This window comes from Microbacterium deminutum (genome assembly GCF_039530205.1).
GTDB classification, from domain to species: domain Bacteria; phylum Actinomycetota; class Actinomycetes; order Actinomycetales; family Microbacteriaceae; genus Microbacterium; species Microbacterium deminutum.
The window spans coordinates 679,213-698,076 of sequence record NZ_BAAAOG010000001.1; the positions used below are offsets into that span (position 1 = coordinate 679,213).

Genomic DNA, 18,864 nt, shown 5'->3' on the forward strand with positions numbered 1-18,864 from the left:
CGCGTTGCGGAGCCGCTCCAGCCGACGTCGGGCGCCCGCCCTACACTCTCGGCCATGGACCTCAACGCCTATCTGCTCGACAGCGACCCCGCGATCCGGTGGCAGGTGATGCGCGATCTGCTGGACGGCGCTCCCGACGAGATCGCGGCCGAACGGGCGCGCGTCGCGACCGAGGGATGGGGTGCGCGACTGCTCTCCGAACAGGGCGAGGACGGGCGATGGGATGCCGGAACCTATCGCCCCGGCTGGGCCGACGAGGAGCGGCCCTTCTTCGACGCCTGGACCGCGACCCACTTCTCGCTGCAGTCGCTGTGGGAGTTCGGGCTGGATCCCGCCAGCCCCGAAGCGGCACGCGCGATCGGGCTCGTGCGCGAGAACGCGCGCTGGGGAAACGGTGAACTCTACTTCCAGGGCGAGACCGAGCCCTGCATCAACGGGGTCGCGCTCGCGATCGGCTCGTACTTCGGCGAGCCCGTCGACGGGATAGTCGAGACCATTCTCGGCTCGCGGCTGTCCGACGGCGGCTGGAACTGCTGGGCCGAGTCCGCGGCATCCGTCTCTTCGTACCACTCGACGATCTGCGTGCTCGACGGGCTGCGCGAGTGGGAGTCGGCCACGGGCGGAACCGATGCCTCACGCGCGGCGCGCGCAGAGGCCGAGGAGTACCTGCTCGAGCGCGCGCTGTACCGGCGCAAGTCGACGGGCGAGATCGCCGACCTCCGGATGACGATGCTGTCGTATCCGGTGCGCTGGTTCTACGACATCCTGCGCGGTCTCGACCATTTCCGCCTCATCGACCGCCGCGACGAGCGTCTCGCCGACGCGATCGGGCTGCTGCGGTCGAAGGCCGATCGGAACGGCATGTTCCGGTACGAGAACTGCCACGAGGGCGCGACCCTCTTCGGCATGGAGGGCGAGCACGAGGGCTTCCCCAGCCGGTGGGTCACGTTGCGTGCCCTGCGCGTGCTGCGGTGGTGGGATGCCGCCGCCTGACCCGCTCGAGTCGGCAACGGCGAGCGCCCGGTCCCTCGTGGTGGCCGGGCGCTCGACGGGCGCGGCATCCGCGCTCAGCTGCAGGGCTGCTACGCGCGCGCGGCCTCCGACACTCGGCGTGCCGCTTCGAGCGCCTGCTCGAGGTCCGCCTTGAGGTCTTCGATGTTCTCGAGACCGAGCGACAGCCGCACGAGACCCGGGGTCACACCCGTGGTGAGCTGCTGCTCGGGGGTGAGCTGCGAGTGCGTCGTGGATGCCGGGTGGATGACGAGCGAGCGCACGTCGCCGATGTTCGCGAGGTGGCTGAACAGCGTCAGCGAGTTGACGAACTCGCGACCCGCCGCGACACCGCCCTTCAACTCGAACGAGAGCACGGCTCCGACGCCCTTCGGCGCGTACTGGTTGGCCGCGGCGTACCACGGACTGGTCGGCAGTCCCGAGTAGTTCACGCTGGCGACATCCTCGCGGTCCTCGAGCCACTCGGCGATCTCCTGGGCGTTCTGCACGTGGCGCTCGATGCGCAGCGACAGCGTCTCGATGCCCTGGATGAGCAGCCACGCACTCTGCGGTGAGATCGCCGCGCCGAGGTCGCGCAGCAGCTGCACGCGGGCTTTGATGATGAATGCGAGGCCGTCGCCGACGGCAGCCGTGTAGCTCGCGCCGTGGTACGACGGGTCGGGCACCGTGAGTCCGGGGAACTTGTCGACGTTCTTGGACCACTCGAACTTTCCGCCGTCGACGATGATGCCGCCGATGACGGTGCCATGACCACCGAGGAACTTCGTCGCCGAGTGGATGACGATGTCGGCGCCGTGCTCGAATGGCTTGATGAGATAGGGCGTCGCGATCGTGTTGTCGACGATCAGCGGGATGCCGTTCTCGTGCGCGACGTCGGCGACGGTGCGGATGTCGAGCACGTTGATCTTCGGGTTGCCGATTGTCTCGGCGAAGAAGAGCTTGGTGTTGGGGCGCACCGCGGCGCGCCACTCCTCGGCGTCGTCCTGGTTCTCGACGAACGTGGTCTCGATGCCGAGCTTGGCCAGCGTGTACTTGAACAGGTTGTAGGTGCCGCCGTAGATCGAGCTGGACGAGACGATGTGATCGCCTGCCTCCGCGACGTTGAGCACCGCGATCGTCTCGGCCGCCTGACCGCTCGCGACGAGGAGTGCGCCGGTGCCCCCTTCGAGTGCCGCGAGGCGCTGCTCCACGACGTCCTGCGTCGGGTTCATGATGCGCGTGTAGATGTTGCCGAACTCCGCGAGTGCGAAGAGGTTCGCCGCGTGGTCGGTGTTGTCGAAGACGTACGACGTCGTCTGGTAGATGGGCGTGGCGCGAGCCTTGGTCACCGGGTCGGGCTGCGCGCCCGAGTGGATCTGCTTGGTCTCGAAACGCCAGTTCTCGGGTGCGGACATGGCTTGCTCCTGCGTGGGTATCGGCGCCGGGAGCAGTCGCCCTCGGCCGTTCCGACAGTACGGATGCGGCATCCCTGTCGACAACGTGCGGGAAATGTTGCGTAACCTCCCGGTCGCCGCCGATGGCGGAGCCGAGCACCCCGCATCCGAGCGCTCGGCGCGGCGCGTCGCGCCTCAATCGGCGGGTGTCGGCGGGGGTAGCGTTGTGCCATGGCGACACGACGTGCGGTAGTCACCGGGGCGAGTTCGGGGATCGGCGAGGCGACCGCGAGGGCTCTCCGCCAGCGCGGATGGGATGTCGTCGCCGTGGCACGACGAGCCGACCGGCTCGAGCGGCTCGAGGCCGAGACCGGAGCCGTCGCGTTCGCTGCGGATCTGACGGTCGATGCCGATGTGGAGGCGCTCACCGAATGGCTCGAGGATTCCGGTCCGGTGCATTCGCTGGTGCACGTCGCCGGCGGCGCGCGGGGCACGGACCGCGTCGAGGACTCCCTCGTGGACGACTGGCAGTGGATGTTCGAGGTCAACGTCCTGTCGGCGCAGCGGGTGGCGGCCGCGCTTCTTCCGCTCCTGCGCTCGTCCATCGCGTCCGGCGGTCACGCGGACCTCCTCTTCGTGACCTCGACCGCCGCGCAGACGGCCTACGCCGGGGGCGTGGGCTACAACGCCGCGAAGGCCGGCGAGGCGATGGTGGCGCACGGCCTGCGGCTCGAGCTGAACGGCGAGCCCATCCGGGTCATCGAAGTCGCACCGGGGATGGTGCGTACCGACGAGTTCGCCCTCAATCGCCTCGGGGGCGATCGCTCGGCGGCGGACGCCGTCTACGCCGGCGTCGAGGCGCCCCTCACCGCGGAGGATGTCGCCGACGTGATCGTCTACGCGCTCGGACTGCCCGGCCATGTGAATCTCGACGTGATCACGATGCGGCCCGTCGCCCAGTCCGCGCAGCACCTTCTCGCGCGCGGCCCGCTGCACCCCCGCCGACCGGACTGAGCCGCGCCCCAGGGTGAGCCGACCGGGCCGAGCCGCCGCACGCCTGCACCGACCGGGCTGAGCCGTTGCGCGCTACAGGATCCGCGCCTCGCCGGCGACCGCCTCGGACTCTTCAGCCACAGTGTCGGCGAACGCCACCTTGGGGACGAAGAACAGCAGGATCGCCGCCAGGAACCCACCGCCGGCGCAGATCGCCCACACCGTCATGTACCCGCCGAGCGAAGCCGCCGTCTGGCTCGCGACGGCCCCGGCGCCGGCGGCCAGCACGACGCCGAAGACAGCCGAGGCGAAAGTGCCTCCGATCGTCTTGGTCGTGTTGGTGAGCGCTGACGCGATGCCGGTCTGACCGCGGGGCGCGGCGGCGGCAGCGGCCGCGGGCAGCGCCGCCACGAGGGCTCCCGACCCGATGCCGGCGATCGAGAGATTCAGCAGCACCTGCCAGAGCTCGAGATGGAACGGGAGGAACAGGGTGTAGCCGATGCCGACGAGCGTGCTCGCCACGATTAGCATCAACCGGGGGTTCACTCGCCGGGAAGTGATCGCGAAGAGGACGGCACCCACGATGAGCGACACCAGGTAGACGCCGATGACGTTCGATCGGGCGGTCGCGTCCAGCCCGAGCCCGTAGCCGAGCGACGAGTCCGTGCCGGCATAGGTCGACAGGGGTCCCTGGGCACCCAGGAGGCTGATGCCCACGAGGAACGCCGTAGCCTGCACCGGCCACATCTCGGGCTTTCGGAGCACGCGGATGTCGATGGCAGGGTCGTCCTTGCTCAGCTCGTAGCGCACGAACCAGACGAACACCACGACACCGGCGATCAGCAGCGCGATGACCCACCACCAGGCGGTGGACCCGAGCCCGAACTGGCCGATCATCCGCATGTACACGAGCGCGCCCGTCACCAGCAGCAGTCCCCATGCGAGGATCACGAACCCGCCGGTGTCGAGCGAGCGACCCGGGAGCGGCTCGGACTCGGGCACGGCCAGCCAGATGACGACGGCGATCAGCGTCACCGCGACCGCGGGCACCATCAGCGTCACGGTGAGGTTGCCCGATGTCGCAGCGAAGATCCGCCCGGCGGCGAGTGCGCCGATGATGGCGCCCGCCTCGAGGCCGACGACGAGCAGACCCGCCGCGCGGCGGGTCGTCGACACACCACGGTTCTGTCTGCGGCCGCGCTCGAAGATCAGCGCGATCTCGAGCGGCAGCCAGACGACGTAGAACCCCTGCAGCGCCCAGGCGATGAGAAACGTCCAGAACGTCCCCGCGAACACCAGCCACCAGCTCGCGCCCGCCGTGAGGATGGCGGCGATCAGCAGGATCCTCTTATGGCCGTACATGTCGCCGAGCTTCGCGAGCACCGGCAGGACGAGGGCCGACAGCAGCAGCTGCGCCGCCTCGAACCAGTTGACGTCGGAGTCGTGGATGCCGAGGGCGACGACGATGTCGCTGAACAGCGGGACGTAGAACCCCTGCAGGATGCCGCTGGTGAGCTCGACGAGGACGAACCAGCCGATGAGGCCGGCGGTGATGCCCAGCGCCGAGCCGCGCAGGCGATGGGCGGCGGAGGCACGTGACACGCGGTGAGCGTAACACCGCGGGGCTCTACGCTGAGACCGGTGTGGATAGGCGAGAGGACCCTGCCGTGGCGATGACGCTGCCGGAGCTGGCGGACGCGGGTCTGATCGATCCGGGGTGGGCGGCGGCCCTCGAACCGGTGGGTTCCGACATCGCCGCGCTCGGCGATCGCCTGCGCGCCGAGGTCGCGGCGGGGAGGCACTACCTGCCCGCCGGGGATCGGGTGCTGCGCGCCTTCCAGCGTCCCCTCGCCGACGTGAAGGTGCTGATCGTCGGGCAGGACCCCTATCCCACGCCGGGGCACCCGATCGGCCTGTCGTTCGCCGTCGATGCGCACGTGCGGCCGCTGCCGCGGAGCCTCTCGAACATCTACCAGGAGCTCGACGCCGATCTCGGCATCCCGCCCGCCTTGCACGGCGACCTGTCGGCATGGAGCGACCAGGGCGTGATGCTGCTCAACAGGGTGCTCACGGTGGCGCCCGGGGCTCCCGCATCCCATCGCGGTTGGGGCTGGGAGAATGTCACCTCGCACGCGATCCAGACGCTGGTCGCCCGACGGCAGCCACTCGTCGCGATCCTGTGGGGGAGGGATGCCGCGAACCTCGCGCCGATGCTCGGTGCGACCCCGATCATCGAGTCGGCGCACCCGTCGCCGCTGTCGGCGAGTCGCGGCTTCTTCGGCTCGCGTCCGTTCTCGCGGGCGAACGACCTGCTGGCGCGTCAGGGCGCGGCTCCGGTCGACTGGCGGATTCCGGTCTCGGCGTAGGCTTGTCGGCATGCTGGAGGAGGAGTACGACAAGCCGCGTCAGCTGCCCCGGCACCTCCGGAAGCAGCCCGAGCCGGAGCGGCCGTTCTCGTACACGATCCGCTCGGTGGAGGACCGCGACATCCCCGAGATCCGCGAGATCTACAACCACTACGTGACGAACTCGGTGGTCACGTTCGACGAGAAGAAGTGGTCGATCGCCCACTGGCGCGACAAGATCGGGCACCTGCGCAAACTCGGTCTGCCGTTCATAGTCGCCGAGTCCCCGTCGGGACAGGTGCTGGGATACGCTTTCGTGTCGCCGTGGTCGGGCAAGTCCTCATACCGGTACACCGTCGAGAACTCGATCTACCTGGGGCATGCGGCCACCGGCAAGGGGCTCGGCCGCGCACTGCTCGAGGCGCTCATCGCCGCGTGCGAGGCGAAGGGCATCCGCGAGATGGTCGCCGTGATCAGCGACAAGGGGGCCGAGGCATCCGTCGCCCTGCACCTCAAGCTCGGATTCACCGAGGTCGGCCGCATGGGCCGCGTGGGCTTCAAGTTCGGCCGGTGGCTCGGCACGATCTACCTGCAGAAGTCGCTCACCCCGGTGAAGCAGAAGAAGACGGCGAAGTCGCTCTTCGGCCGCTGAGCCCTCGGGTGAGCCCTGAGCGGGCGGAGCGAGCCGACCGGCCTCCAGTCGGTCGACCGGACCGCGGGCGGCTAGTCGCGGGTCGCCGGGCGGGGTGCGCCGGCTTCCCGCACGGCGTCGATCAGGTCGCGCCACGGACCCTGGACATCGGGATCGGCGAGCTCCGCCTCGCGCTTCTCGCCGCCGCATCGCGCGTCGAGTCGCCACATGAACAGGTCCGCCCCTGTAACGCGGCGACCGATCGCGACGGCGTCCCACGGGCACTCCTCGATGAGCGTGACCCAGTGCGACGCCTCATGGTCGTCAGGTTCTGCGCGCCATTCGCGTCGAAGCCCCGCGAAGCCGCCGGTGCGCACGACAGTCACTGCGACGAGCGGATGCGCGGTCGTCGATCGCGGGGGAGCTTCGCCGGGGGCGTGTGCCTGGGGGGCGCCGCCGGCCGCCGGTTCATCCTGTCGTCGATCCATCCTCGAGCACTCCGACGCCGACCCACGCGCTGCGAACGGCGTCGACCTCCTTCGAACCCTCACCGTACTCCGCCGAGGCCGCCGCGAGGGTCGCGTTCGCGAACGTCGCGAAGTCGGCTGTGGGCGGGAGATCGCCGGTGATGGCGCGGTACCAGATCAGCCCCGCTCGTTCCCAGGCGTGCCCTCCGAGCGCCTTCGCGACGAGGTAGAACGCGTGGTTCGGGATGCCGGAATTGATGTGGACGCCGCCGTTGTCGTCGCCGGTGACGACGTAGCCGTCCATGTGGGCGGGCTGCGGGTCCTTGCCCAGCACATCGTCGTCGTACGCCGTGCCGGGAGCGGCCAGCGACCGCAGGGCGCGGCCCTGCACGGCATCCGTGAAGATGCCCTCGCCGACGAGCCAGGAGGCCTGATCGACGGTCTGGCCCGACCGGTGCTGCTCGGCGAGGACGCCGAACACGTCGGCGATCGACTCGTTGAGGGATCCCGGCTGCCCTTGGTAGTCGAGTCCGCCCTCGACCTCGACGAGCCCATGGCTGACCTCGTGCGCGATCACGCTGAGCGACCCCGTGAATCCCTTGAAGATCTGATTGTCGCCATCGCCGAACACCATGCGGCTGCCGTTCCAGAACGCGTTGTCGAAGTCCTGGCCGTAGTGCACCGTCGCGGGCAGCGAAGCGCCCTTGCCGTCGTAGCTGTTGCGGCCGAACGCGTCCCAATAGAAATCGAATGTCGCACCGAGTCCGTCGAACGCCTCGTCGACGGCCGCGTCCCCGGTCGGCGGATCGTCCTCTCCTCGCACATGCTTTCCGGGAAGAGTGGTGGTGCCGTGGGCGTCGGAGATCTCGCGATCGGGGGCCGGCGCGGTCTCGGCGACGAGTGTGTCGCCGTCCTCGATCGACAGCTGCAGCCGCGCCCTTGCCGGACCGTAGTGCCGCGGCGCGGCGAGGGTTGCGCGCGCGGCCTCGGCGGCCTTCTGCAGCTCGGGATCCTGCACGGCGGCGATCCGCGCGAGCAGGTACGGGGGGACGATCTCGTGCGTCATGATCTCGACGCTAGTCGCCCCTCACGACGCTGCGGCCGGCGACACCACGGTGCGTTTCGGGTGAGTCCTCAGGATGCCGCGGCGCGAGGGTCGATCGTGGGGATCGACGCGAGCAGTCGCCGGGTGTACGCGACCTGCGGCTGCAGCAGCACCTTCTCGGTGGGGCCCTCCTCCACGATCCGCCCGTCCTTCATCACCACGACCTCATCGCAGAGGTTCTGGACGACGCCGATGTCGTGCGACACCAGCAGCAGCGTCAGGCCGTTCCTGACCCGCAGGTGCGCGAGCAGCTCGAGGATCTGCGCCCGCACCGTCACGTCGAGGGCCGACAGCGGCTCATCGCCCACGAGCAGTCGCGGGCGATGGGCGATCGCGCGGGCGAGCGCGATGCGCTGCCGCTGACCGCCGGAGAATTCGTGCGGGTACCGATCCGCCATCCCGGCTTCGAGGCCGACATCCTCGAGCACTTCGCGGACGCGCGCGCGGCGGTCGCCCTCGATTCCCAGCGCCCACAGCGGCTCGCCGACGATCCGGCCCACGCTCATCCGGGGATCGAGCGAGGCGTAGGGATCCTGGAACACGATGCCGGTCTCACGTCGAAGCCAGTGCAGCGACCGCGCGCGAGCCGAGGCGTCGACGGTGCGGCCGTCGAGCTCGACCGTGCCGCTCGAGGCCACATCGAGGCCGAGCAGCAGTCGCACGAGAGTCGACTTGCCTGAGCCCGACTCGCCGATGATGCCCACGGCCGACCCGTCGCGGACGTCGAGGTCGGCGTCGTCGAGCGCCGTGGTGAACACCTTCCTCTCGAACAGCCGGGTCTTCGGGGCCGGGTAGCGCCTGGTGAGCCCTCGGGCCCGGATCAGGATGTCGCTCATGCGACACCCCCCGGGCGCCAGAGCGTCGCGGTCGCGTCCCGCAGCAGCCCCCGCGTCACCGGAGACGCGGGCGCCGTCAGGAGCTCGGCGACGGGTGCGGCTTCGACGACCCTGCCGTCGTCGAGCACCACGCCGTGCGTCGCGATCTGCGACAGGACGGCGAGGTCGTGGGTGATGAACACCAGCGACATCCCGTCGTCCTCCACCAGCGACCGCAGCAGCTCGAGGATCTCCGCCTGGATGGTGACATCCAGTGCCGTCGTGGGCTCGTCCGCGATCAGCAGCCGCGGCCGGCACGCGAGCGCCATCGCGATCGCGACGCGCTGGCGCTGGCCGCCTGAGAGCTGATGCGGATACCGGCCGACGATGCGCTCCGGATCGGGGAGCGCGACGCGCCGTGCCTCGGCGACCGCGCGGGTCGCGGCATCCCGTTTCGACGCCTTCTCATGGATGCGGATCGACTCGGCGATCTGCCTGCCCACGGTGCGGATCGGGTTGAGGGCAGTGCGCGGCTCTTGGAAGACGATGCCGATCTCGTCGCCCCGCAGTTGGGCGAGCTCGCGGTCCGGCAGCCCGATGAGCTCGCGGCCGTTCCAGCGCACGCTGCCGGCTGCGACCGCGCCGTCCGGCAGGAGCCCGAGGATCGCGAGCGCGGTGAGCGACTTCCCCGATCCCGATTCGCCGATGAGACCGACGCGCGCGCCGTCCGCAACCGCGAACGAGACGCCGTCCACCACGCGGCGACCGTCGATCTCTATCGTGAGGTCCTGCACCTCGAGGCTCATGAGACCACCTCGGGGACGTGGCGGATGGATCCGCGCGGCGGATGCAGAGGATCGCGGCCGTGCGAGAGGGTCGGGTCGGTCGCCTCGCGGAGGGCATCGCCGAGCAGGTTCAGCCCCAGCACGGTCACCGTGATCGCGACCCCGGGAGGCACGACCGACAGCGGGTACACCGTGATGTACTGCTGCAGCTGCGCGAGCAGCAGCCCCCACGACGGCTGGGTGACCGGTGCGCCGAAGCCGAGGTAGGACAGGCCCGCCTCGGCGAGGACCGCGACCGCCATCGCCCACGAGAGCTGGACGATGAACACGGGAGCCACGTTGGGCAGCAGGTGCCGCACCAGGTTCTGGGTCGGGGTCAGACCCGACGCCCGACCGGCGAGCACGAACTCGCTGCGCAGCACGCGGCGGAGCTCGGGGCGTGTGACGCGCGCGATGTTGACGCCGAAGCCGATGCCGACCGACCAGATGACGACCCACAGCGAACCGCCCCACACGGCCGAGATCATCATCGCGATGATCAGCACGGGGAAGGCGATCAGGATGTCGACGAAGACGGCGACCGACTCCCGCACCCAGCGCGCCGTGAGCGCACCGAGGGCGGCGAGGGCGATGCCGATCACGGTCGCGACGATGCCCGCTCCGACGGCGACGATCACCGTGGTGCGGGAGCCCGCCATGACCAGGCTCAGGATGTCGCGGCCCGACCCGTCGGTTCCGAGCAGGTGCGGCCAGCTGGGCAGCGCCCACCGATGCGCGATGTCGACCCGCGCCGGGTCGAAGGGGGTCCACAGCAGCGACACGATCGCGGTGAGGACGACGACGATCACGACGATGATGCCGAAGCGGCCGGTCGACAGCCCCCAGAGGCGGCGCAGCCATGTCCATCGGGACCGTGCCGAGCGATCGCGAGCCGCCGGGCGAGCGTCGTTCATCGCGGGAGCGGCCCCGGCCGCAGGACTCCGGCTGGCAGACGGGCCGCCCGCCGCCGCCCGTCCGGGACCCGTTCCGGAGCCTGTCGAAGAGTCCGGCGTCGAGCCGCTCAAGACGCCTCCCGCTGCCGTGGGTCCAGCACCCGGTGGATGAGATCGACGACGAACCCGACGATGAGGACGAACGCGGTGAGAGCGAGCAGCTCCCCCTGCACTTTGGGCAGGTCGCGCGCGCCCACGTCGGCGACGAGCATCCGGCCGATCCCGGGCAGTGAGAACAGCTGCTCGATCACGACAGCGCCCACGATGATCCCCGCGACCTGCAGGCCCAGGACCGTGATGACCGAGAGGCCGACGTCGGGCAGCCCGTGGCGGATCAGCGCGCTGTCGCGCGTGAGCCCCTTCGCAGCGGCGGTGCGGACGTAGTCCTGGCCGACCGCCTGCAGCGTGGCGCTGCGGACGAAGCGCAGCAGCATCGCCCCCTCGACGATGCCGATCGTGAGGGCCGGCAGCAGCAGCGACCGGAACGCCGCTCCGGGGTCCTCCCAGCCGCTGCGCGGGAAGCCCTGTGCGGGGAGCCATCCGAGCCAGACCGCGAAGACCACGACGAGCATCATGCCGGCCCACACGACCGGGACCGCGGCGAGCGTCTGGGCCCCCACGCTCAACACCGTGCCGCTGCGCCGGCTGCGCCGCATCGCCGAGATGACCCCCAACGGCACGCTGAACAGCACCGCGATGGTGAGCGCCATGATCCCCAGGGGAACAGTCACCCGCGCCTTCTGGGCGAGCTCGTCCGCGACGCTCGATCCGGTCAGCAGCGACGTTCCGAGATCACCGCGCAGCACACCGCCGATCCAGTCGAGGTACTGCACCGGCAGCGGCTGGTCTAGACCGAGCCGCAGCCGGATCGCCTCGACCTGCGCCGGGGTGCTGTTCACGCCGGCGATCAGCTGAGCGACATCACCCGGCAGCACCCGCAGCGTCAGGAAGATGAGCACGCTGGCGACGAGCAGCCCGAGCAGCAGCAGGGCCAGTCGCGTCAGCGTGTATCTGATCACCCGTCGCTCTTGGCGAGTTGGGCGAGGTTGAGGCGCTCGTTGACGTTGGTGGTCGGCATCCCGTCGATGTGCTTGCCGATGGCGACGACGGATGCGCCGTTGTACAGCCAGTCGGCGGCGGCGTCCTCGGACACGATCCGGGCGGCCTTCTTGAGCAGGTCGGCGGCGGCGGCGGGATCGGTGGCGGCGAGGGACTGCTTGTACAGGCTTTGCACCTGCGGGTTGTCGTAGGTGAAGTAGTACTTCGGATTCGCCCAGTTCTCGAAGTCGCGTGCCTCGGTGTGCAGCACGAACGACAGCTCGTAGTCGTGGTTGACGTAGACGTCGTTGAGCCAGGTTGAGAAGTCGACGGCGTTCACTTTCAGGGTGATGCCGACGTCATTGAGGTTCGACACCAGGATCTGCGGGATCGTGGCTCCGTAGAAGTTGGGGATCGTCAGCGTCAGATTGAGGTCCTTCACCCCCGCCTCCTTGAGCAGCGCCTTCGCGGCCTCCGGATCGAAGGGTGCGACGTCGGACAGGTTCTCGTAACCGGGATCCAGCTCGGGGATCGGCCCGTAGAGGGTCTGCCCGGATCCCATCGCCTCGATGATCGCCTTGTGATCGATGGCCTGGCGGATCGCCTGTCGCACCCGCTTGTCGGCGAGCGGCCCCGAGGTCTGGTTGATCGCCAGGGTGCCCTTGTCGGTGGACTTGCCGAGCTTCAGGGCGAAGTCGCCGTTGCCCTCGATCTGCTCCTTCAGGTTCGCGTCGAACCCGGTAAGCACGTCGACCTCGCCGGCCAGCGCCGCGTTGAGAGCCGCCTGGTTGTCGGGGATGTAATCGAACACCACCTCTTTGACCTTGGCCTTGTCGCCCCAGTACGAGTCGTTGCGATCGAACGTGATGCTGTCGCCCTGCACCCAGTCCTTCAGCACGTAGGGGCCGGTGCCGTTCGCCTTGGTCTTGTAGTCCACCTTGTCGCCCTGCTTGAGGATGAGCCCGGCCCGCCCGGTCAGATTCCACAGCAGCGACGAGTCCGGCTGGGCGAGCTTGAGGGTGATGGTCTGCCGGTCGGCGGTGATCGAGTCGACGTTCGCCAGCCGAGCCGAGTCCGACCAGTCGGCGGTGTCCTTGCGCGTCTGCAGCGACCACACCACGTCCTGCGGCGTCAGGTCCTGCCCGTCGTGGAACTTCACGCCCTCACGCAGCGTGAACGTGTACGTCAGTCCGTCGCCGGACACCTTCCAATCGCTCGCGAGCGCGGGGACGATATCCTGCTCCGGAGTGCGCGACACCAGGCCCTGGTAGATGTTGTCGATGAGGATCTGGTCGAGCGCCGATCCCGCGGTCTGACGGATGTCGAGGTTGCCGGGCTCGAGCACCAGGCGGATCACCGCCGAGGCACCCGGATCGGGCGTGCCGGTGTCACTGGGTGCGGTCCCGCCGCCACCCGTGCAGGCGGTCAGCAGGAGCGCCCCCGCAGCGAGCAGGGAAGCCGCGGCGAGTGCGGTGCGACGGAGCATGGAATTCCTTCCGGGACGGGTGTCCGCGTGCTGTGCGGGCGCCGATGCCGGGTTGGATCGGCGCATGTGCTGGTGCGTCACCCCAGCCTAGAGAGTGCAGGATGAGCCAGCCGAACCTGCTGATCGGAACGCAACACAAGCGTTAATCCTTCCCCGTGAGCTCGCGCAGGCGGGCTCCGAGATCGACCGGCTGCTCCTCCTGCACGTTGTGTCCCGACGAGACCGTGATGATGGATGCCGCGGGCACGCGCTCGCGGAACTGCGCGGCATCCGCCTCGGTGACGTAGCCGCGGTCGCCGCGGATGAGAGTGATGGGTGCCTGGGCGGCGGCGAGGTCCTGCCAGCCGGCCCCGCCGAGCACGGCGGCGAGCGCGTCCTGCGACGGCTCCGTCGCCGGACCCGCCGGAGCGGCGTTCATCGCCGCGGCGAGGTGGGCGAAGTGGTGCTTCCACTCGACCCGTCCGTCGGGGCGGATGCGCGAGTTGAAGAACACACCGCGTTCGGCGGCGGAGCGCGACCCGCCGAGCCCGAACGCGAGAGCGCGGTCGACGAGCTCGTCGCGCGTGGCCCAGTCGGTCGGTCCGGCGAAGAACTCCCGGATCTGCGTCGGGCCTGCGTTCGGGTCGATTCCGGGGGTGATGTCGATGACGACGAGCTCCCGCACGAGGTCGTGGCGGGATGCCGCCACCGCCGCCGCGGTGAGCCCCCCGAGCGACTGCCCCACGAGAACCTGCCGCCCGTCGGTCCAGGCGTCCATGCCGGCCGCGACATCCGACGCGAGGACCCGCGCCACGTAGGCGGCGTCGGTGCGCCACGAGGAGTCGCCGTGTCCGGGCAGATCGATCGCGATGGCCGGGAGCCCGAGCGAGAGGATGGTGGTGTCCCAGGTGTGGGCGTTGAGCCCGGCGCCGTGGAGGAATGTCACCACGGGTGACCCGGCCGCGGGGCTTCCGGAGCTCGTCGCAGGGACGTATCGGAGCGCGCTGAGCGTGCGGCCGTCGGGAAGCGTCAGCGTCAGGCGCTCGCCGCGGGGTGCGGGCCGGTCGATGCCGGCTTCGGCGGCCTGCTCGGCCAGGAACGAGAACTCGTCGATGGGTTCGGTCACCCGCACATTCTCGCAAACGCGCGGCCGACCCGGTCACGGCGCCCTCGCTAGGCTGGCGGCATGAGCGAACAACCCCGGGTGCATCTGTCGCGTTCGGCCCCGAAGGCGTATCAGGCGCTCGCGGCGTTCTCGAAGACGGTCGGCTCGATCGCGGCCGAATCGGGGATCGACGACAGGCTCAAGGAGCTCGTGCAGGTGCACGTCTCGCAGCTGAACGGCTGCGCATACTGCGTCCGCGTGCACGGCGATCGGGCGGCCAAGGCCGGCGTCACCGTCGATGTCATCGCCCAGCTGCCGGTGTGGCGCGAGTCGGGGGTGTTCTCCGACCGTGAGCGCGCCGGCCTGGAGCTCGCCGAGGCGTACACGTTCATCGGCGAGGACGGCATCCCCGATGACGTCTACGACAGGGTCGGCGGCATCCTCACCGAAGCCGAATACGTGGCGCTCAGCTGGATCCTCGTGTCGATCAACGCGTTCAACCGGATCGCGGTCGCCGGGCGTTACCATGTTCCGCCCCGCGAAGACCTCTCGCGCGAGGACCGGGACGCCGCATCGGGCAAGGCGTGGTGACCGAGAGCCTGCACCTGGACGCGCCGCTGGTTCCGGGCGCCGTCAACTTCCGCGATGTGGGCGGCCTCAGCGCGGGGGCGGGCCGCACCCGCGGGAGGGTGCTCTACCGGTCGGGCCAGCTCGCCCAGCTCGACGAGAAGGGGATCACGGCTCTCCGGGGTCTCGGCATCCGGCGCATCATCGATCTGCGCGCCGACGAAGAGGTCTCGCACGCGCCGAGCCGCGTCGAGGGCCTCGATCTGGTCACCCAGCGGGTGCCGCTGTTCCTCGGGTCGGTCGCGTCGTTCTTCGCCGACGACATCGGCCTCGACGAGATGTACCGGCGACTCGTGGCCGATTCCGCGGCGGGAGTCGTCGACGTCGTGCGAGGAATCGTGACCGACCAGCCCGTGCTCGTGCACTGCACGGTCGGCAAGGACCGCACCGGCGTCACCGTGGCGCTCGCGCTCGCGGCCGCAGGCGTCGACGAAGGCGCCGTCGTCGCGGACTACGCCCGGACCGAGACCCTGCTGCCCGCGTGGCGCAGTCGCAAGATCGTCGACTCGCTGCGCTCCTCGCATCCTGAGGCCGTCCACCTCGAGGATCTCGCGACCAAGTCGCCGGCACCCGTCATGCAGGCGCTCCTCGCGGATGTGCGCGAACGGTACGGGTCTGCGGGGGATTACCTGCGTGCGCACGGCCTCACGGACGACGAGATCGCCGAACTGCGGCGCGTGCTCGTCGTCGAGGAGTGAGATCAGGAGCAACACAGGTTAGGCAAGCCTATGCTCAGCTATACTGGGTGATCATGTCCGCCATGTCCGAGCACAACGACGCAGCCTGCCGCGCGAAGCGGCACACGCGCGTTCAGCAGCTCATCACCGCCGACGAGGGATCCCTCGCCGAGCTCGAGGCGCTGCTGGCGACGCTGCCGATCTGCTCGACCGGTCGCGTGTTCATCGAGATCCCGGATGCCGCCTGGCACGGCGTCGTGGTCGCCCCGGCGCGCATGGTCGTGACCTGGCTCGACCGATCGCAGCGCACCGGCGACCCGGGAACCGGGCGCGCGTGCGCGCCCGGGCAGGCGCTCGCCCGCGCCGTGACCGCGTGGGCCGACGAGATGCTCTGCGACGAGGACGACGAGACCCGCATCCACCTGCTGGGCGGCTATCTCGGCACCGCTGACATCGTCGACCACCTCACATCGCGCAACGGCGTCGCGCCGGAGTCGATCCACGCCCCCGAGCAGTACGGGCTGACGACGGCTCACTGACGCCGAGAAACCACCTCCCCGCCGAGACGCAGCGCGTCGAGTGGTGTCCCGACAGGAATGTGGTTTCTCGGCGGCGCCGCGCGTCCGCCAGTGGCTCGACACACGCGGACGGGAGTTCGACGCCGGCCGGGACGAGCCCCTACAGTCGTGCCCATGACTGCCACCGCATCCCCCCTGGTCCTCTCCGCCCGTGATCTGCGAATGCCCGTGTGGGTGATCGTGTGGCTCTCGATCTCGGCCTTCATCCAGACGTATGACGCGTGCTACGTGCTGCTCGGATCCCTTTCGCACGTCGGCGGGCCGCTCGCGGGCTTCTGGCCGGGCCATGTCTTCTACGCCACGTTCGACCACCGGTATGGCACGGTCGACTCCTTCGGCAGCGCGCAGAGCTGGGCGAACCTGCTCGAGGTGATCTTCATCGTGTGGGCGCTGGTGCACGCCAAGAAATGGTCGGGAGTGGTCGTGGCACTGATCGTGACCGTCGCGACGTTCTGGAAGACCGTGCTCTACTTCCTCGTCGAGATCTCGAGCGGTCTGGAGATGACCCGCCAGTCGCTCGAGCGCGGCGACCTCGTCGGTTTCCTGATGGTGGCCGTGCTGCCGAACCTCTTCTGGATCGTGTTCCCGCTCGCCGTCGTCCTCACGCTCGGCCGGCAGGTGTATCGCGTGGGGCGCAGTGCCGCGGTGCAGCTCGAATCAGCCTGAGCCTGCACCTCGCGGGACGTAGTTGCCGTCCTCGAGTCCGGCCTCGATCTCGAACCGGTTCCGCAGCGGATCACGGCCGGCGAGCAGATACAGCACGGGCATGAGGAATCCGTAGCGCTCCCACTGGCGCTTGTGCACGGCCTCGTGGCGCAGCAGCGTATCCGTTACCGGCAGGTCGCCCGTGAGGAAGCAGCCTCCCGCGCACGTCCCACCGCGGGGGAACGCCCATTTCGGCATCCCCCGGAAGATCCACAGCCCGCCCCGCTGCTCCACCCGCCCGGTGCTCCACAGCGACCCCCACACCCAGCCCACGGTCGAGCCGTACCAGCAGCCTGCGCGGCTGACGGGCGAGTCCAGCAGGATGCCGGGGATGAGGCGGTCGAAGCGCCGGCCGCGTGCGACGGCCCGGTCGGCGGCTTCGCGCCAGCCCTCGGGCGGCGTGGGGATCGGGCTCATGCCAGCGCGCCGATGATCCGCAGGATGGCGCCGAGGTCGTCGTCCGCGGCGCTCAGCGAGGCCGGCGAATACCCGGCGAGCGATGATCCGACCAGCGGCACGGCCGCGCGGAGCCGGCCGATCGCCGCGGTGAGCTCGCCCACGGTGACGCCGAACGGCTCGGGGTGCGCGTTGCCTGCGAGCTCGGCCGGGTCGAGCGCATCCACGTCGACGTGGACGAAGACACCCTCCGCGCCGGTCTCGCGGACCGCTGTGGCGAGCGCCTCGGGGTCGCGCAGCGCCTCGACCGAGATCGTCGTGATCCCGAGCGACCCGACGGCATCCAGCTCAGCGTCGTCGAACGAGCGGGCCGCAGCCACGATCACGCGACCGGGTTCGATCACACCCCGCTCGATCGAGAAGCCCGGGTCGCCGTCGCCGAGCACGGCGCGCAGCACCATGCCGCTGAACGCCCCGGAAGGTGAAGTCTCCGGCGTGTTGAGGTCGGGGTGCGCGTCGATCCACACCACCGCAAGACCCGGCACCCGACGTGCCGCGTGCGCGATGGGGGCCAGTGCCACGCCGCAGTCGCCGCCGACGGTGAGCACCGGCTCGGTCTGGCCGTCGAGCGCGGCGTCCACGACCTCGCGGGTGTGCTGCAGGGCGCTGAGGCGATGGATGCCGGTCCCCAGCGACTCGCCCGCCTCCATCGGCACGTCGAGGATCGTCGTCGCCGACCGCGGCAGGTCGCCTGCGATGGCCTGAGCCCCGTCGATGAGCTGCATGGCCCGGGATGACGGACTGCCCTGCCACTGCGGAACGACGAGGTAACGTGTCATCCCCTCATCATCTCTCACGCCCCGCACCGCGCACACGCCGGATGCGGCATCCGCTGATCGCTTGCCGCAAGAGACTCGGGCGCCGCACCCGCCAGGGGAGCGACGCCCGAGTCCGCGATCGCCGTGTTACGGCGTGTACGGTGCGCTGGCGGCGTCGATCGCGGCCTGCGCCGGCGCGGAGCCGGCCTTCAGCGCGGCAAGCCGCGCCTCGACCTCGGTGAGCTCACCGGCGTCCTCGAGGCTCTCGAACTGCGCGTCGAGCGACGATGCTGCGAGCTCCTGCTTGCCGGCCGCGAGGGCCTCCTGCCGGCGGACCTTGTCTTCGAACCGGCCGAGTTCGCTGGTGGGATCGAGTACATCGATCGACTTGACCGCGTCGGCGACCTTGGTCTGCGCTTCAGCAGTCTTGGCGCGGGCGAGCAGCTCGGAGCGCTTCGACTTGAGTTCGCCGAGCTTCTGCTTCATGCCGTTCAGGCCGACCTTCAGCTTGTCGACCACCTCGGTCTGCGCAGCGATGGTCGGCTCGACGGCCTGAGCCGCCTTCTCCTCGCTGATCTGGCGCTGCAGCGCGATCTTCGCGAGGTTGTCGAACTTGTCGGCGTCCGCCGTGCTCCCCGCGCGGCGCAGTTCGTCGGCCTTGCGGCTCGCGGCGATGGCCTTGTTGCCCCACTCCGCGGCCGACTGGACGTCCTCCTGGTGGTCGCGCTCGAGGAGGCGCAGATTGCCGATCGTCTCGGCGATGGCCGACTCGGCATCCGCGATGCTGTTGGTGTAGTCCCGCACCAGCTGGTCGAGCATCTTCTGCGGGTCTTCGGCGGAGTCGAGGATCGCGTTGATGTTCGCCCTCATCAGGGTGGAGATTCGGCCGAAGATGGACTGCTTCGCCATGGGTGTTCCTTCCTATCGGTGAGTTCTGC

Annotated in this window: 21 protein-coding genes; 8 read left to right on the plus strand and 13 right to left on the minus strand. The window is 69.8% G+C overall.

From position 1 onward, the window contains the following. Positions 1–54 precede the first annotated feature (54 nt). The gene (locus ABD212_RS02910) at positions 55–993 is read left to right on the plus strand and encodes a hypothetical protein (protein WP_344091011.1); all 939 of its coding nucleotides are present in this window, start codon (positions 55–57) and stop codon (positions 991–993) included. A gap of 89 nt (positions 994–1,082) precedes the next feature. Here ABD212_RS02910 and ABD212_RS02915 read toward each other — a convergent pair whose 3' ends face one another. After that, complete coding sequence (locus ABD212_RS02915; protein WP_344091013.1) at positions 1,083–2,405, minus strand: bifunctional o-acetylhomoserine/o-acetylserine sulfhydrylase; 1,323 nt, start codon at positions 2,403–2,405, stop codon at positions 1,083–1,085. A gap of 210 nt (positions 2,406–2,615) precedes the next feature. Here ABD212_RS02915 and ABD212_RS02920 point away from each other — a divergent pair, with 210 nt between their 5' ends. Next, positions 2,616–3,398 carry an SDR family oxidoreductase gene (locus ABD212_RS02920; protein ID WP_344091015.1) on the plus strand — a complete coding sequence of 261 codons (783 nt, stop codon included), beginning with the start codon at positions 2,616–2,618 and terminating at the stop codon, positions 3,396–3,398. A gap of 72 nt (positions 3,399–3,470) precedes the next feature. Here ABD212_RS02920 and ABD212_RS02925 read toward each other — a convergent pair whose 3' ends face one another. Then, complete coding sequence (locus ABD212_RS02925) at positions 3,471–4,979, minus strand: MFS transporter (protein WP_344091017.1); 1,509 nt, start codon at positions 4,977–4,979, stop codon at positions 3,471–3,473. Positions 4,980–5,044: 65 nt separating this feature from the next. Between ABD212_RS02925 and ABD212_RS02930 the strand changes: the two genes are divergently transcribed. Then, the gene (locus ABD212_RS02930; protein WP_344091019.1) at positions 5,045–5,743 is read left to right on the plus strand and encodes a uracil-DNA glycosylase; all 699 of its coding nucleotides are present in this window, start codon (positions 5,045–5,047) and stop codon (positions 5,741–5,743) included. A 10-nt stretch (positions 5,744–5,753) separates the two neighbouring features. Next, positions 5,754–6,374: a GNAT family N-acetyltransferase gene (locus ABD212_RS02935; protein ID WP_344091021.1), complete on the plus strand. Its 621-nt coding sequence runs from the start codon at positions 5,754–5,756 to the stop codon at positions 6,372–6,374. Positions 6,375–6,445: 71 nt separating this feature from the next. Here the strand turns inward: ABD212_RS02935 and ABD212_RS02940 are convergent, their stop codons facing one another. The 8 genes from ABD212_RS02940 to ABD212_RS02975 all read right to left on the minus strand — a co-directional run bounded on the left by ABD212_RS02940 (position 6,446) and on the right by ABD212_RS02975 (position 14,146). Then, positions 6,446–6,739: a protealysin inhibitor emfourin gene (locus ABD212_RS02940; protein WP_344091023.1), complete on the minus strand. Its 294-nt coding sequence runs from the start codon at positions 6,737–6,739 to the stop codon at positions 6,446–6,448. Positions 6,740–6,821: 82 nt separating this feature from the next. Then, on the minus strand, positions 6,822–7,886 hold the full coding sequence (locus tag ABD212_RS02945) for a M4 family metallopeptidase (RefSeq protein WP_344091025.1): 1,065 nt from the start codon (positions 7,884–7,886) through the stop codon (positions 6,822–6,824). 68 nt (positions 7,887–7,954) lie between these two features. After that, entirely contained in the window at positions 7,955–8,761 is an 807-nt protein-coding gene (locus ABD212_RS02950) for an ABC transporter ATP-binding protein (protein ID WP_344091027.1), read from the minus strand. Then, positions 8,758–9,546, minus strand: a complete 789-nt coding sequence (locus ABD212_RS02955; protein WP_344091029.1) for an ABC transporter ATP-binding protein — start codon at positions 9,544–9,546, stop codon at positions 8,758–8,760. The genes ABD212_RS02950 and ABD212_RS02955 overlap by 4 nt, the downstream gene beginning before the upstream one ends. Beyond that, the gene (locus tag ABD212_RS02960; protein ID WP_344091031.1) at positions 9,543–10,478 is read right to left on the minus strand and encodes an ABC transporter permease; all 936 of its coding nucleotides are present in this window, start codon (positions 10,476–10,478) and stop codon (positions 9,543–9,545) included. The genes ABD212_RS02955 and ABD212_RS02960 overlap by 4 nt, the downstream gene beginning before the upstream one ends. A gap of 107 nt (positions 10,479–10,585) precedes the next feature. Then, the gene (locus ABD212_RS02965) at positions 10,586–11,536 is read right to left on the minus strand and encodes an ABC transporter permease (protein WP_344091033.1); all 951 of its coding nucleotides are present in this window, start codon (positions 11,534–11,536) and stop codon (positions 10,586–10,588) included. Beyond that, entirely contained in the window at positions 11,533–13,041 is a 1,509-nt protein-coding gene (locus ABD212_RS02970; RefSeq protein WP_344091036.1) for an ABC transporter substrate-binding protein, read from the minus strand. The genes ABD212_RS02965 and ABD212_RS02970 overlap by 4 nt, the downstream gene beginning before the upstream one ends. A gap of 142 nt (positions 13,042–13,183) precedes the next feature. After that, positions 13,184–14,146, minus strand: a complete 963-nt coding sequence (locus ABD212_RS02975; RefSeq protein ID WP_344091038.1) for an alpha/beta fold hydrolase — start codon at positions 14,144–14,146, stop codon at positions 13,184–13,186. 60 nt (positions 14,147–14,206) lie between these two features. Between ABD212_RS02975 and ABD212_RS02980 the strand changes: the two genes are divergently transcribed. The 4 genes from ABD212_RS02980 to ABD212_RS02995 all read left to right on the plus strand — a co-directional run bounded on the left by ABD212_RS02980 (position 14,207) and on the right by ABD212_RS02995 (position 16,673). After that, positions 14,207–14,716, plus strand: coding sequence for a carboxymuconolactone decarboxylase family protein (locus tag ABD212_RS02980; RefSeq protein ID WP_344091039.1), 510 nt, complete (start codon positions 14,207–14,209; stop codon positions 14,714–14,716). Next, positions 14,713–15,450, plus strand: coding sequence for a tyrosine-protein phosphatase (locus tag ABD212_RS02985; protein WP_344091041.1), 738 nt, complete (start codon positions 14,713–14,715; stop codon positions 15,448–15,450). The genes ABD212_RS02980 and ABD212_RS02985 overlap by 4 nt, the downstream gene beginning before the upstream one ends. 53 nt (positions 15,451–15,503) lie before the next feature. Further along, the gene (locus ABD212_RS02990; RefSeq protein ID WP_344091043.1) at positions 15,504–15,968 is read left to right on the plus strand and encodes an SIP domain-containing protein; all 465 of its coding nucleotides are present in this window, start codon (positions 15,504–15,506) and stop codon (positions 15,966–15,968) included. 153 nt (positions 15,969–16,121) lie between these two features. Beyond that, positions 16,122–16,673 (plus strand): hypothetical protein, encoded by a 552-nt coding sequence (locus ABD212_RS02995; protein WP_344091046.1) that lies wholly within the window; start codon positions 16,122–16,124, stop codon positions 16,671–16,673. Here the strand turns inward: ABD212_RS02995 and ABD212_RS03000 are convergent. The 3 genes from ABD212_RS03000 to ABD212_RS03010 all read right to left on the minus strand — a co-directional run bounded on the left by ABD212_RS03000 (position 16,665) and on the right by ABD212_RS03010 (position 18,835). Continuing rightward, complete coding sequence (locus tag ABD212_RS03000; protein WP_344091049.1) at positions 16,665–17,129, minus strand: Fe-S oxidoreductase; 465 nt, start codon at positions 17,127–17,129, stop codon at positions 16,665–16,667. The two genes, ABD212_RS02995 and ABD212_RS03000, sit on opposite strands and share 9 nt — an antisense overlap. Next, the gene (locus tag ABD212_RS03005) at positions 17,126–17,947 is read right to left on the minus strand and encodes an arginase family protein (protein WP_344091051.1); all 822 of its coding nucleotides are present in this window, start codon (positions 17,945–17,947) and stop codon (positions 17,126–17,128) included. The genes ABD212_RS03000 and ABD212_RS03005 overlap by 4 nt, the downstream gene beginning before the upstream one ends. 126 nt (positions 17,948–18,073) lie before the next feature. Continuing rightward, a complete protein-coding gene (locus ABD212_RS03010) occupies positions 18,074–18,835 on the minus strand; it encodes a PspA/IM30 family protein (protein WP_344091053.1) in 762 nt (253 codons plus the stop codon). Positions 18,836–18,864 lie beyond the last annotated feature (29 nt).

What these genes read in the sequence shown, in the direction of transcription:
- ABD212_RS02910 (WP_344091011.1), top strand. Translation starts at nt 55, where the DNA reads ATGGACCTCAACGCCTATCTGCTCGACAGCGACCCCGCGATCCGGTGG.
- ABD212_RS02915 (WP_344091013.1), bottom strand. Translation starts at nt 2,405, where the DNA reads ATGTCCGCACCCGAGAACTGGCGTTTCGAGACCAAGCAGATCCACTCG.
- ABD212_RS02920 (WP_344091015.1), top strand. Translation starts at nt 2,616, where the DNA reads ATGGCGACACGACGTGCGGTAGTCACCGGGGCGAGTTCGGGGATCGGC.
- ABD212_RS02935 (WP_344091021.1), top strand. Translation starts at nt 5,754, where the DNA reads ATGCTGGAGGAGGAGTACGACAAGCCGCGTCAGCTGCCCCGGCACCTC.
- ABD212_RS02945 (WP_344091025.1), bottom strand. Translation starts at nt 7,886, where the DNA reads ATGACGCACGAGATCGTCCCCCCGTACCTGCTCGCGCGGATCGCCGCC.
- ABD212_RS02950 (WP_344091027.1), bottom strand. Translation starts at nt 8,761, where the DNA reads ATGAGCGACATCCTGATCCGGGCCCGAGGGCTCACCAGGCGCTACCCG.
- ABD212_RS02955 (WP_344091029.1), bottom strand. Translation starts at nt 9,546, where the DNA reads ATGAGCCTCGAGGTGCAGGACCTCACGATAGAGATCGACGGTCGCCGC.
- ABD212_RS02960 (WP_344091031.1), bottom strand. Translation starts at nt 10,478, where the DNA reads ATGAACGACGCTCGCCCGGCGGCTCGCGATCGCTCGGCACGGTCCCGA.
- ABD212_RS02970 (WP_344091036.1), bottom strand. Translation starts at nt 13,041, where the DNA reads ATGCTCCGTCGCACCGCACTCGCCGCGGCTTCCCTGCTCGCTGCGGGG.
- ABD212_RS02980 (WP_344091039.1), top strand. Translation starts at nt 14,207, where the DNA reads ATGAGCGAACAACCCCGGGTGCATCTGTCGCGTTCGGCCCCGAAGGCG.
- ABD212_RS02990 (WP_344091043.1), top strand. Translation starts at nt 15,504, where the DNA reads ATGTCCGCCATGTCCGAGCACAACGACGCAGCCTGCCGCGCGAAGCGG.
- ABD212_RS02995 (WP_344091046.1), top strand. Translation starts at nt 16,122, where the DNA reads ATGACTGCCACCGCATCCCCCCTGGTCCTCTCCGCCCGTGATCTGCGA.
- ABD212_RS03000 (WP_344091049.1), bottom strand. Translation starts at nt 17,129, where the DNA reads ATGAGCCCGATCCCCACGCCGCCCGAGGGCTGGCGCGAAGCCGCCGAC.
- ABD212_RS03005 (WP_344091051.1), bottom strand. Translation starts at nt 17,947, where the DNA reads ATGACACGTTACCTCGTCGTTCCGCAGTGGCAGGGCAGTCCGTCATCC.
- ABD212_RS03010 (WP_344091053.1), bottom strand. Translation starts at nt 18,835, where the DNA reads ATGGCGAAGCAGTCCATCTTCGGCCGAATCTCCACCCTGATGAGGGCG.